Source organism: Mycobacterium terramassiliense (assembly GCF_900157385.1).
In the GTDB taxonomy this organism is placed as follows: domain Bacteria; phylum Actinomycetota; class Actinomycetes; order Mycobacteriales; family Mycobacteriaceae; genus Mycobacterium; species Mycobacterium terramassiliense.
In genome coordinates this window covers 22433-34447 of record NZ_LT717701.1, presented here as the reverse complement: position 1 = coordinate 34447, position 12015 = coordinate 22433, and the positions used below count along the sequence as shown (strand labels likewise).

General features: G+C 69.7%; 11 protein-coding genes. 7 read left to right on the top strand and 4 right to left on the bottom strand.

The genetic code is table 11. The annotated features are described in order from the left end of the window. Positions 1 to 3 precede the first annotated feature (3 nt). Complete coding sequence (gene mymT, locus MTAB308_RS14755; protein ID WP_173842187.1) at positions 4 to 192, bottom strand: copper-binding metallothionein MymT; 189 nt, start codon at positions 190 to 192, stop codon at positions 4 to 6. Positions 193 to 261: 69 nt separating this feature from the next. On the opposite strand from mymT, the gene MTAB308_RS14750 reads away from it, so the two are divergent. Then, a complete protein-coding gene (locus tag MTAB308_RS14750; RefSeq protein WP_077104359.1) occupies positions 262 to 921 on the top strand; it encodes an O-methyltransferase in 660 nt (219 codons plus the stop codon). 5 nt (positions 922 to 926) lie between these two features. Here MTAB308_RS14750 and MTAB308_RS14745 read toward each other — a convergent pair whose 3' ends face one another. Continuing rightward, positions 927 to 1910 (bottom strand): nitronate monooxygenase, encoded by a 984-nt coding sequence (locus tag MTAB308_RS14745; RefSeq protein ID WP_077100227.1) that lies wholly within the window; start codon positions 1908 to 1910, stop codon positions 927 to 929. Positions 1911 to 2026: 116 nt separating this feature from the next. On the opposite strand from MTAB308_RS14745, the gene MTAB308_RS14740 reads away from it, so the two are divergent. After that, positions 2027 to 2464, top strand: a complete 438-nt coding sequence (locus MTAB308_RS14740) for an SPW repeat protein (RefSeq protein WP_077100226.1) — start codon at positions 2027 to 2029, stop codon at positions 2462 to 2464. 28 nt (positions 2465 to 2492) lie between these two features. Here the strand turns inward: MTAB308_RS14740 and ilvD are convergent, their stop codons facing one another. Next, positions 2493 to 4220, bottom strand: coding sequence for a dihydroxy-acid dehydratase (gene ilvD, locus MTAB308_RS14735; protein ID WP_077100225.1), 1728 nt, complete (start codon positions 4218 to 4220; stop codon positions 2493 to 2495). A 77-nt stretch (positions 4221 to 4297) separates the two neighbouring features. Here ilvD and ricR point away from each other — a divergent pair, with 77 nt between their 5' ends. The 5 genes from ricR to MTAB308_RS14710 all read left to right on the top strand — a co-directional run bounded on the left by ricR (position 4298) and on the right by MTAB308_RS14710 (position 10001). Then, positions 4298 to 4588, top strand: coding sequence for a copper-sensing transcriptional repressor RicR (ricR, locus tag MTAB308_RS14730; RefSeq protein WP_077100224.1), 291 nt, complete (start codon positions 4298 to 4300; stop codon positions 4586 to 4588). A gap of 118 nt (positions 4589 to 4706) precedes the next feature. Further along, entirely contained in the window at positions 4707 to 5948 is a 1242-nt protein-coding gene (locus MTAB308_RS14725; protein ID WP_077100223.1) for an MFS transporter, read from the top strand. 118 nt (positions 5949 to 6066) lie between these two features. Beyond that, positions 6067 to 7074, top strand: a complete 1008-nt coding sequence (locus MTAB308_RS14720; protein WP_077100222.1) for a L,D-transpeptidase — start codon at positions 6067 to 6069, stop codon at positions 7072 to 7074. Positions 7075 to 7182: 108 nt separating this feature from the next. Next, positions 7183 to 7770: a TetR/AcrR family transcriptional regulator gene (locus MTAB308_RS14715; RefSeq protein ID WP_077100212.1), complete on the top strand. Its 588-nt coding sequence runs from the start codon at positions 7183 to 7185 to the stop codon at positions 7768 to 7770. Then, positions 7767 to 10001, top strand: a complete 2235-nt coding sequence (locus tag MTAB308_RS14710) for a molybdopterin-dependent oxidoreductase (protein WP_077100213.1) — start codon at positions 7767 to 7769, stop codon at positions 9999 to 10001. The genes MTAB308_RS14715 and MTAB308_RS14710 overlap by 4 nt, the downstream gene beginning before the upstream one ends. On the opposite strand, the gene MTAB308_RS14705 is transcribed toward MTAB308_RS14710, so the two are convergent. Continuing rightward, positions 9998 to 11974: a M13 family metallopeptidase gene (locus tag MTAB308_RS14705; RefSeq protein ID WP_077100214.1), complete on the bottom strand. Its 1977-nt coding sequence runs from the start codon at positions 11972 to 11974 to the stop codon at positions 9998 to 10000. The genes MTAB308_RS14710 and MTAB308_RS14705 overlap by 4 nt on opposite strands. Positions 11975 to 12015 lie beyond the last annotated feature (41 nt).

The window sequence follows — 12015 nt, the reverse complement described above, 5'->3', positions numbered from 1 at the left end:
CGGCTACTCGACCGGCGTCAGCTCGTCGCCGCAGGTGCAGCGGTACGGCTCGCCCGCGCCCGAGCAGTGGCAGGGAACTTCGATGCGAACGCGGCATCCGCAGCCCTCGTGGCCACAACTCAGCAGGGCTCCCGCTTCATAGGTTGCCATGTCAACCACCCTTCTTTGTCGCCGTGGACTCGCAGATCTCATGATATACCCCGCAGGGGTATATCGTAAATAGGTGGATTGGTTGCGCGCGCCCCGGGTAGCGTGGGCGGCATGACGGCAGACCCGACCCCGCAAGACGTCGACGCATTCTTGGACAGCACCGTGGTGGGCGACGACCCGGTCCTGGCCGCGGCGCTGCGGGCCAGCGACGCGGCCGGGCTGCCGCAGATCGCGGTCTCCGCGCAGCAAGGCAAGTTCCTGTCGCTGCTGGCCGGTGCGATAGGGGCGCGCCGCATCCTCGAGGTCGGCACGCTGGGGGGCTTCAGCACCATCTGGCTGGCACGCGGGGCGGGACCCGAAGGTCGCGTGGTGACGCTCGAATACGAGCCCAAACACGCCGAGGTCGCTCGGTCCAACCTGCAGCGCGCCGGCGTGGGCGACCGCGTCGAGGTGATCGTCGGCGCCGCGCTGGACACCTTGCCGACGCTGAACGGTGGCCCTTTCGACCTGGTGTTCATCGACGCCGACAAGGAGAACAACGCGGCCTATCTCGAGTGGGCGATTCGGCTGGCTCGTCCCGGCTCGGTCATCGTGGTGGACAACGTCATTCGCGAAGGCCGGATTATCGACACGGAAACCGACGATGCCAAAGTGCAGGCGACGCGCCGGACGTTGCTGGCGATGGGCGAGCACCCGCGGCTGGACACGGCCGTGATCCAGACCGTCGGGGCCAAGCAGTGGGACGGTTTTGCGCTCGCGGTGGTGCGCTGAGGGCGTCAGCGCGGGGTGAGGGTTTTGACGGCCTCGCTGGCGGACGTGAGTTCGCCGATCCGCAAAGCGGTTTCGCCCGCGTACAGCGCGGCGCTGTCCAACCACGCGTCGGGGACCCCGGCCACCGGCGCCAGTGGGGTGAAGAACGGACGGGCGGGCGACTGTAGGCGCATCAGCGCGCCCGCGTCGAAATAGCCCAGCACCGACAGCGGACGGCTGGCGGCGTTGAGGGCGGCGGGGAAGGCCTTGGCCTTCCCGTCGTTGCCACACCAGCGCCGCGTCGCCGCGTTCGGGATGACGCGATGGCGCAGCGGCCAGCTCAGGCCGAACAGGTCGGTCTCAATCGTCTTGTCCGCCTGCAGGATTCGCCGCTGATACTCCCGGCTCGCGTTGGCCTCGTGGGTCAGCAGGAATCGTGTGCCGGCGATCACGCCGCTGGCACCGGCATCCCGGGCGGCGCTGGTGTCGGCGGCGGTGGCGATGCCGCCGGCCAGAAAGACGGGCCGGTTGCCGGGCACCGCGAGCGCGTGGGGCAGGAAGTCCAGGGCCGCCATGGTTCCCACCAGGTGCCCGCCGGCCTGCCGTCCCTGCGCGATCAAACCGTCGGCGCCCCAGGCGACCGCGGCGCGCGCCTGCTTCTCGGTGCCGACCATCACGAACACGAAGGCTCCGGCGCCGCGCAGGTGCTCGACGAGCCCCCACTTCTCGCCGAACGCCAGCACGACGGCGTCCACGCGGCACTCGACGCAGACCGCGACGTGGCGGCGATGAACGAAGGGCATCAACAGGTTTACCGCGACGGCGCGCCCCGGCGCCCGTTCGCGCACCTGCTCGATCGACGCCCGCAGCTGGCGCGGGGTGGCGATGCCCAGGGTTCCCAGGCCGCCCGCGTTGGCGACCGCGGCCGCCAGCGGCGCGCCCGCCAGGCCGCCGCCCATTCCAGCCTGGCCCACCGGAACATCGAGCCGCAATCGGTCGGCGATGTCCATTGCTCACGACGTTACGCGGCCCCTCGAATTGGCTCGTGATCGGGCGTAATCTTGACCACAGATGGATGGGTGCAGTGTGGCCCAAAAGGCTTGCTGCGTAACAGAAAGGTCACAAAATGAGTACGGTCCATTCATCAATCGATCACCACCCCGATTTGTTGGCTCTGCGCGCGAACTACGAGCGCGTCGCCGAGTCGACGAGTGCGCATGTCACCTTCGGCCTGGCCCTGCTGACGGGCCTGTACGTGGCCGCCTCGCCGTGGATCGTCGGGTTCAGCGCGACGGCATCGCTTGCCACGTCCGACCTGATCGTCGGGATCGCGGTGGCGTTCTTGGCGTACGGGTTTGCCACGGCGCTGGACCGCGCGCACGGTATGACCTGGACGCTGCCGGTGCTCGGTGTCTGGGTCATCGTGTCGCCGTGGATCCTGCCGGGCGTCGCGCTCACGGCCGGCATGCTCTGGTCGAATGTCGTCGCGGGCGCGTTGCTGACCGTCCTGGGCCTCAACGCCACCTACTTCGGCGTGCGCACCCGGGCGGCCGCGCACGCGTAGTCGCGAATTCGGTTAGGCGACAAGGCGGCTAACCGCAGACCGCGCCGATCGCGGCCGAGCTGACCAACTTGACGTACTTGGCCAACACCCCGGTCTTGTAGCGGGGCGGGGGAGGCGTGAAATCTGTTCGCCGCGCCTCGAATTCGGCGGGGGCGGGCAACACGTCGAGGGGGCGGGCGGCCACGTCGAGGCGGATCCGGTCGCCGTCGCGCAGCAGGGCGATCGGTCCGCCGTCGACCGCCTCGGGAGCGACGTGCCCCACGCACAGGCCGGTCGTGCCGCCGGAGAACCGGCCATCGGTCAGCAGCAGAACGTCTTTGCCGAGGCCGGCGCCCTTGATTGCGCCGGTGATGGCGAGCATCTCGCGCATCCCGGGCCCGCCCTTCGGTCCCTCGTAACGGATCACCACGGCGTCGCCATGTGTGATGGTGCCGTCCTCGAGCGCGTCCAGCGCCGCCCGCTCGCCGTCGAAAACCCTTGCGGTGCCTTCGAACACGTCGGAGTCGAAACCGGCCGTCTTGACCACCGCGCCCTCCGGCGCGAGCGATCCGTGCAGGATGGTGATGCCGCCGGTCGGGTGGATCGGGTTGTCCATGGCCCGCAGCACCTTGCCGTCCGGGTCCGGTGGGGCGATGGCGGCCAGGTTTTCGGCGAGGGTCTGGCCGGTCACCGTCAGGCAGTCGCCGTGCAGCAGGCCCGCGTCCAGCAGCGCCTTCATGATCACCGGCACGCCGCCGATGTGGTCGACATGGGACATGACGTGCCGGCCGAACGGCTTGACGTCGGCCAGGTGCGGCACCTTCGACCCGATCCGGCTGAAGTCGTCGAGGGTGAGCGCGACCTCGGCCTCGTGCGCGATGGCCAGCAGGTGCAGCACCGCGTTGGTCGAGCCGCCGAACGCCATCACCACCGCGATCGCGTTCTCGAAGGCCTCCTTGGTGAGGATGTCGCGGGCGGTGATGCCGCGCCGCAGCAGCTCGACGACGGCCTCGCCGCTGCGGCGCGCGAACCCGTCGCGGCGGCGGTCGGTCGCGGGCGGGGCCGCGCTGCCCGGCAACGACATGCCGAGCGCCTCGGCGGCGCTGGCCATGGTGTTGGCGGTGTACATGCCGCCGCAGGCGCCCTCGCCGGGGCAGATCGCGCGCTCGATGGCGTCGACGTCCTCGCGCGGCATCAGCCCGCGCGCGCACGCCCCCACCGCCTCGAACGCATCGATGATCGTGACCTCGCGTTCGCTGCCGTCGGACAACTTGGCCACCCCCGGCAAAATGGAGCCGGCGTAGAGGAACACGGCCGCGAGGTCCAGCCGCGCGGCCGCCATCAGCATCCCGGGCAGCGACTTGTCGCAGCCGGCCAACAGCACCGACCCGTCGAGGCGCTCGGCCTGCATCACGGTTTCCACGCTGTCGGCGATCACCTCGCGCGACACCAGGGAGAAATGCATCCCCTCGTGCCCCATCGAGATGCCGTCGGAAACCGAGATGGTGCCGAACTCGAGCGGGTAGCCCCCGGCCGAGAACACGCCCTCCTTGACCGCCTTGGCGAGCCGGTCCAGCGAGAGGTTGCACGGCGTGATTTCGTTCCAGGACGAGGCGACCCCGATCTGGGGCTTGGCGAAGTCTTCGTCGCCCATGCCTACGGCGCGCAGCATGCCACGGGCGGCGGCCTTCTCCAGGCCGTCGGTGACGTCGCGACTACGCGGTTTGATGTCGGCGACCGGCGCCGCATCGGTGGGTGTGGCCTGCCCTGAACTCATCGTGCAAGTATGCCGGGCACACCGCGTCCGCAAACGCGCGGGTCATACCCCGTCGGGGTATGGGGTAGACTCGAGCGGTGACGAGTGCACACGGATATTCGCAGCAGAAGGACAATTACGCCAAGCGGCTGCGGCGCATCGAGGGCCAGGTGCGCGGCATCGCGCGCATGATCGAGGAAGACAAATACTGCATCGACGTCCTCACCCAGATCAGCGCCGTCAGCAGCGCCCTGCGTTCGGTGGCGCTGAACTTGCTTGACGAGCACCTGAGCCACTGTGTCACCGGCGCCGTGGCCGAGGGCGGGAGCGAGGCCGACGACAAGCTGGCCGAGGCCTCGGCCGCCATCGCGCGTCTGGTGCGGTCCTGACCGCCGGTTGGTAGGCGTGTTGAACCGCTAACTTGCGGGAACCTATTGTTGCGGTGCGTACGGTAGGTGCAGCGTGATTGCGCCAGCAGCCTTGCCCGGCCGATTGCGTACCCAACCGATGACCGCCATGACTGCCGCCACCACCTCTGCTGGGCGAACGTGGACGCCACGGATCGCCGCACAGCTGGCTGTGCTGGCCGCCGCGGCGTTCACCTACGTCACCGCCGAAATCCTGCCGGTCGGCGCCCTGTCGGCGATCGCGCGCAACCTGCACGTCAGCGTGGTCCTGGTCGGCACGCTGCTGTCCTGGTACGCGCTGGTGGCGGCGCTGTCGACGTTCCCGCTGGTGCGGTGGACTGCGCACTGGCCGCGCCGGCGCGCGTTGGTGTTCAGCCTGGCCTGCCTGACCGTCTCGCAGCTGATCTCGGCGCTGGCGCCCAGCTTTGCGGTGCTGGCCGTCGGGCGGGTGCTGTGCGCGGTCACCCACGGCCTGTTGTGGTCGATCATCGCCCCGCTTGCCACGCGGCTGGTGCCCCCGAGCCACGCCGGGCGCGCCACGATGTCGATCTACGTCGGCACCAGCCTGGCGCTGGTGATCGGCAGCCCGCTCACGGCCGCCATGAGCCTGATGTGGGGCTGGCGGCTGGCCGCGGCCTGCGTCACCGTCGCGGCGGCCGTCGTCACCCTGGCGGCCTGGCTGTTGCTGCCGGAGCTGGCGCTCACCGACGACCAGCTCAAGTGCGTGGGTCCGCGGGCGCGCCACCACCGCAATCCCCGGCTGATCATCGTCAGCCTCATCACCATGGTGGGGGTCACGGGCCATTTCGTGTCGTACACCTACATCGTGGTGATCATCCGCGACGTGGTCGGCGTGCACGGACCCAATCTCGCCTGGCTGCTGGCCGCCTACGGCGCCGCCGGCGTGATCGCGGTGGGCGTGGTGGCGCGGTCCCTGGACCGGCGGCCCAAGAGCGCCGTCATCCTGTGCATGGCCGGATTGACCTTCGCGTTCGTGGTGCTCACCGCGCTCGCGTTCGGCGGCGCACCCGCCGCGGCGACGGCCCTCATCGGAACCGCCGCGATCGTGTTGTGGGGCGCGATGGCCACCGCCGTGTCGCCGATGTTGCAAGCCGCCGCGATGCGTAACGGGGCCGACGACCCGGACGGGGCATCGGGGCTCTACGTGACGGCCTTCCAGGTGGGCATCATGGCCGGCTCGCTGGCGGGTGGCCTGTTGTATGAGCGCAACGTCGCGCTGATGCTGACCGCGTCGGCGGGCCTGATGGCCGCCGCCCTGGTCGCCATGGCCGCCAATCGGCAGACGCTGGACGTTGCCCCGGCAAGCTCACGCAATTCATAGCTGCGCAGGTCAGCGTCCCCAATCGCCCCGCACATCGGCCGGCCGCCGGCGGCGGAAGAGATAGCTGGCCCGGCCGCTGTGCCACACTATTTCCCAGATAGCGACTGGAGGGATGCGTATGTCGGGCTGGACGAGAGCCTGGACTTCCAAGGGCCTCTTCGCGGCGCTGAAGGCGGCCGGAGTGGCGTCGATGTTCGGTGTGCTGGTGCTGAGCGCCGGCCCCGCGCTGGCGGACCCGGACCCCGGCGACCCCGGGGTCGTCGCCCCGCCCGGTCCGCCCGCGCCGCCGCCGGCCCCCGCCCCGCTGCCCGCGCCCCCGCCTCCGTTTGCGCCGCCGCCGTTTACCTTCCCGGGTGCGTCGCCGGTGGCGGCGGGTCCCGCCGCCGGGCAGAACCCGACGCCGTTCACGGGCACGCCGCCGTTCGGGCCGCCGTCGTTCGTCCCGAAAAACGGCTCGACGGTGGGCGTGGGCCAACCGATCATCATCAACTTCCCCGGCCGGGTTGACGACGCGGGCGCGGCCATCGACGCGGTCCACGTGTCATCGGTCCCGCCGGTGCCGGGCAAGTTCTACTGGATGACCCCGACCCAGCTGCGCTGGCGCCCGCTGAGCTTCTGGCCCGCTCACACCGACGTGACGGTCGACGCGGGCGGCACCGTGTCCACCTTCCACACCGGCGACACCCTGATCGCCACGGCCGACGATTCGACCCACCAGCTGACCGTGACGCGCAATGGCACCGTGGAGAAGACCATCCCCATGTCGATGGGCATGACGTCCGGCAACCACCAGACCCCCAACGGCACCTACTACGTGCAGGAGAAGATGCCGTCGGTGGTGATGGACTCCTCGACCTACGGCGTCCCGGTCAACTCGACGTACGGCTACAAGGTGACCGTCGAGCTGGCCGTCCGCTTCGACAACGTTGGGGACTTCGTGCACAGCGCCCCGTGGTCGGTGGACGACCAGGGCAAGCGCGACGTCAGCCACGGCTGCATCAACATCAGCCCGTCCAACGCGAGGTGGTTCTTCGACAACTTCGGGCCGGGGGATCCGATCATCGTGAAGAACTCCACCGGCGGCGACTACAAGAAGAACGACGGCTCGAGCGACTGGATGTCGTAACGGCGTAGCCGAGCAGTCCCAAGAGCCCCCTTTTCGTCACGAACCGGGGGCTTTTGCGGCCGCTGGGCCCCTTTCGCGGGCCGGCCTGTTATGTATAGCATCATACATATGCGTAGCCCCCGCGAGCGGATGGTGGTGTCCGCCGCGCTGCTGATCAGGGAGCGCGGCGCGCACGCCACGGCCATCTCGGACGTCCTCGAGCACAGCGGCGCGCCGCGCGGGTCGGCCTATCACTACTTCCCGGGCGGGCGGACCCAACTGCTCTGCGAGGCCGTCGACTACGCGGGCGAACACGTCGCCGCCGTCATCGCAGGGGCCGCCGGCTGCCGCGAACTGTTGGACACGCTGATCGACAAGTACCGCCGACAGCTCCTCGAGACCGACTTCCGCGCCGGCTGCCCCGTGGTCGCGGTCTCCGTCGAAGCCGGCGAGCAGTCCGACCGCGACCGGATGGCACCGGTGGTCGAGCGTGCCGCGGCGGTGTTCGACCGCTGGTCCGGCCTGATCGCCCAGCGCCTCATCGCCGACGGCATCGCGGCCGATCGTGCCCGCGAGTTCGCGGTGCTGGCGACCTCGGCGCTCGAGGGGGCGATCGTCCTGGCCAGGGTGCGGCGCGACCTCGCCCCGCTCGATGTCGTCCGCCGCCAGCTACACCGACTGCTCGTGGCCGAACTCTCCGAAGGGGTTTCGCAATGACCACCACTGAATGGGCGCCGACGGCCTGCATCCTGTGCGAATGCAACTGCGGCATCGTCGTGCAAGTCGAGGACGGCCACCTGGCCCGCATCCGGGGCGATAAGGCGCACCCGGGGTCGCAGGGGTACACATGCAACAAGGCGCTGCGGCTCGACCACTACCAGAACAACCGCGCCCGCCTGACCTCGCCGATGCGCCGCCGCGCTGACGGCACGTTCGAGGAGATCGACTGGGACACGGCGATTGTCGAGATCGCCGAGGGGTTCAAGCACATCCGCGACGCCTACGGCGGGGACAAGATCTTCTACTACGGCGGGGGCGGGCAGGGCAACCATCTGGGCGGCGCCTACAGCGGCGCGTTCCTGAAGGCGCTCGGTTCGCGGTATCGGTCGAACGCGTTGGCGCAGGAGAAGACCGGGGAGGCCTGGGTCGACGCGCAACTCTATGGCGGTCATACGCGGGGCGAGTTCGAGCACGCCGAGGTGTCGGTGTTCGTGGGCAAGAACCCGTGGATGTCGCAGAGCTTTCCGCGGGCCCGGGTGGTGCTCAACGAGATCGCCAAGGATCCGGCCCGGTCGATGATCGTCATCGATCCCGTCGTCACCGACACCGCGAAGATGTCCGACTTCCACCTGCGGGTGCGCCCGGGAACCGACGCCTGGTGCCTGGCCGCCCTGGCGGGCGTGCTCGTCCAGGAAAACCTTTGCGACGAAGCCTTTCTCGCCGAGCACGTGCGCGGCTCCGACGCCGTGCGCGCGGCGCTGCGCGAGGTTCCGGTCGCCGACTACGCGTCGCGCTGCGGGGTCGACGAGGAACTGTTGCGCGCGGCCGCGCGGCGCGTCGGCGCCGCCGCGAGCGTGGCGGTGTTCGAGGACCTCGGGGTTCAGCAGGCGCCCAACAGCACCCTGTGCTCCTACCTGAACAAGCTGCTGTGGATCCTCACCGGCAACTTCGCGAAAAGGGGCGGCCAGCACCTGCATTCGTCGTTCGCGCCGTTGTTCAGCCAGGTCACCGGGCGCACGCCCGTCACCGGTGCGCCCGTCATCGCCGGGCTGATACCGAGCAACGCGGTGCCCGAGGAAATCCTGACCGACCACCCCGACCGCTTCCGGGCCATGATCGTCGAGAGCAGCAATCCCGCCCACTCGCTGGCCAACTCGGCCGCCTGCCGCGAGGCCTTCGGCGCGCTGGAACTGATGGTGGTAGTGGACGTCGCGATGACCGAGACCGCACGGCTCGCCCATTACGTGCTACCCGCGGCGTCGCAGTTCGAGAAGCCCGAGGCGACCTTCTTCAACTTCGAGTTCCCCGCCAACACTTTTCAGTTGCGCCGGCCGTTGCTGCCGCCCCTGCCGGGCACGCTGCCCGAACCCGAGATCTGGGCGCGGCTGGTGCGCGCGCTCGGCGTACTCGACGACGCCGAGCTGCGCCCGCTGCACGAGGCCGCACGCCGCGGCCGGCAAGCCTACGCCGAGGCGTTCCTTTCCGCCGTGGCCGCCAATCCGACCGTGGCGAAGCTGGTTCCGTACGTGCTCTACGAGACACTGGGGCCGACACTGCCCGACGGGTTGGCCGGCGCGGCCGCCGCGTGGGGGCTGGCCCAGAAGACCGCGATGGCCTACCCCGAGGCCGTCCGGCGGGCCGGCCACGCCGATGGCAACGCGCTGTTCGATGCCATCCTGGCCAGCCCATCGGGCGTCACGTTCACCCGGCACGAATACGAGGATGACTTCGCGCTGATCAGCCACGCGGACCGCAAGATCGCGCTGGAAATCCCCGAAATGCTGAAGGACCTAAGGGCTTTGGCCGCGGCGCCGCCCCGCCTGACCACCGCGGAGTTCCCGATCGTCCTGTCCGTCGGTGAGCGGCGCGCCTACACCGCCAACGACATCTTCCGCGACCCGTCCTGGCGCAAGCGCGACGCCGACGGCGCGTTGCGGGTCAGCGTCGAGGACGCCCAGGCCCTGGGGCTCGCCGACGGGCAACGGGCCCGGGTCAGCACCGCTGCCGGCAGCGCCGAGGTGGCCGTCGAGATCACCGAGACCATGCTGGCCGGGCATGCGGCCCTGCCCAACGGTTTTGGCCTCGACTACGTCGACGACGCAGGCGATACCGTTGTTCCGGGCGTCGCCCCGAACGCGCTCACCTCGACGGAGTGGCGCGACCCGTACGCCGGCACGCCGTGGCACAAGCACGTGCCCGCGCGCATCGAAGCGTGCGGGGTGGCCTAGTTCCAGATCCTGACCCGCCGCTGCGGCGCGAGGTACAGGGCGTCGCCCTCGGTCACGTCGAAGGCGTCGTAGAAGGCATCCATGTTGCGGATGACACCGTTGCAGCGGAACTCCGGCGGCGAATGCGGGTCCACCGCCAATCGCCGGATCGCTTCGGCATCACGGGATTTGGTGCGCCACACCTGCGCCCAGCCGTAGAATACTCGCTGCACTCCGGTCAGGCCATCGATGACCGGGGCGGGTTCGCCGTTCAGTGACAGCTGGTAGGCCAGCAGCGCGATGGACAGCCCGCCGAGGTCGCCGATGTTCTCGCCGACGGTGAACGCGCCGTTGACGTGATACCGGCCGTCGAGCGCCCGGGGCGTGTACGCGTCGTACTGCTCGATCAGCGCCTTGGTGCGGGCACCGAACTCGGTGCGGTCGTCGTCGGTCCACCAGTCGACCAGGTTGCCGTCGCCGTCGTATTTGGCGCCCTGGTCGTCGAAACCGTGCCCGATCTCGTGACCGATCACCGACCCGATCCCGCCGTAGTTGGCGGCGTCGTCGGCCTCGGCGTCGAAGAAGGGCGGCTGCAAAATGGCTGCGGGGAAGACGATTTCGTTCATCCCCGGGTTGTAGTACGCGTTGACGGTCTGGGGCGTCATGAACCACTCGTCGCGGTCCACCGGCCCGCCGAGCTTGGCCAGCTCGCGGTCGTGATTGACCGCGTATCCGCGTTGGTAATTGCCGTACAGGTCGTTGCGGTCGATCACCAGCGCCGAGTAATCCCGCCACTTCGCCGGGTAGCCGACCTTGGCGGTGAACTTCTCCAGCTTGGTCAGCGCCCGCTCGCGGGTCTGCGGCGTCATCCAGTCCAGTTCGCTGATGGACAACCGGTACGCCGCCTTCAGGTTGTCCACCAGGGCGTCGATGCGGGCCTTGGCGCTCGGCGGGAAATGCTGCTGCACGTAAAGCTTTCCGACGGCATCGCCCAGCAGGCCCTCCACCAGCGACACCGCCCTCTTCCAGCGCTCGCGGATCTGCTCGGCGCCGGTCAGCAGGCGACCGTAGAAATCGAAGTCCGCGGCGACGAGGTCGTCGGTCAACCACGCGGCGCGGGCGCGGATCACGCGCCAACGCGCCCAGCGCTTCCAGTCCTCGATGTCTTCGCTGTCCCACAGCGCGGCGAACGCGGTCAGGTAGTCCGGTTGGCGCACAACCACTTCCGCGAGGGCGTCGGGGGAGCCGCCCAGCGCGGCCGCCCAGCCGGCCCAGTCGAAGCCCGCCGCCTCGTCCCGCAGCCCGGCGAAGGTGCGCAGGTTGTAGGTGAGGTCGGCGTCGCGGCGCTTGACCACGTCCCAGTGCGCGGCCGCGAGTTTGCTCTCCAGCGCCACGATCCGGGCCGCGGTGTCGGCGTGATCGCCGCCGTACACGAGGCCGAACATCCGCGCGATGTGTCCCGGGTAGGCGGCCAGCACGGCGGCGTGCTGCTCCTCGCGGAAGTACGACTCGTCGGGCAGGCCGATGCCCGACTGCGAGAAGTGCACCAGGTAGCGGGCCGAGTTCTTGGCGTCGGTGTCCACATAGAACGCGACGCCGCCGCCTACGCCCGTGCGCTGCAGGGCGCCGATCGCGCCGGCCAGGGCGGCGCGGTCCGCGCAGGCGTCGATCGAGGCCAGCTCGTCGAGCAGCGGGGCCAGGCCCCGGCGTGCGACGGCGTGTACGTCGAGGAAGCTGCCGTAGAGGTCACCGATGCGTTGCTCGTCGGTGTTCGCCGGGGCGCCCCGCCGGCTGGCCTCCTCGATCAGGTCGCGGACCTGCTCCTCGGCCCGGTCGTACAGCGCGCGGAACGCGCCGTCGGTCGCGCGGTCGGGGGGAATCTCGTAGTCGGCCAGCCAGCGGCCGTTGACATGGCCGAACAGGTCGTCTTGGGGGCGGGCGGTCGCGTCGACAAAGCTCAGGTCGACGCCCGATCGGATGGCCTCTACAGTCACCCCGCCATCCTTCCATCTTCTTTTGGATGCAACGATCGGCC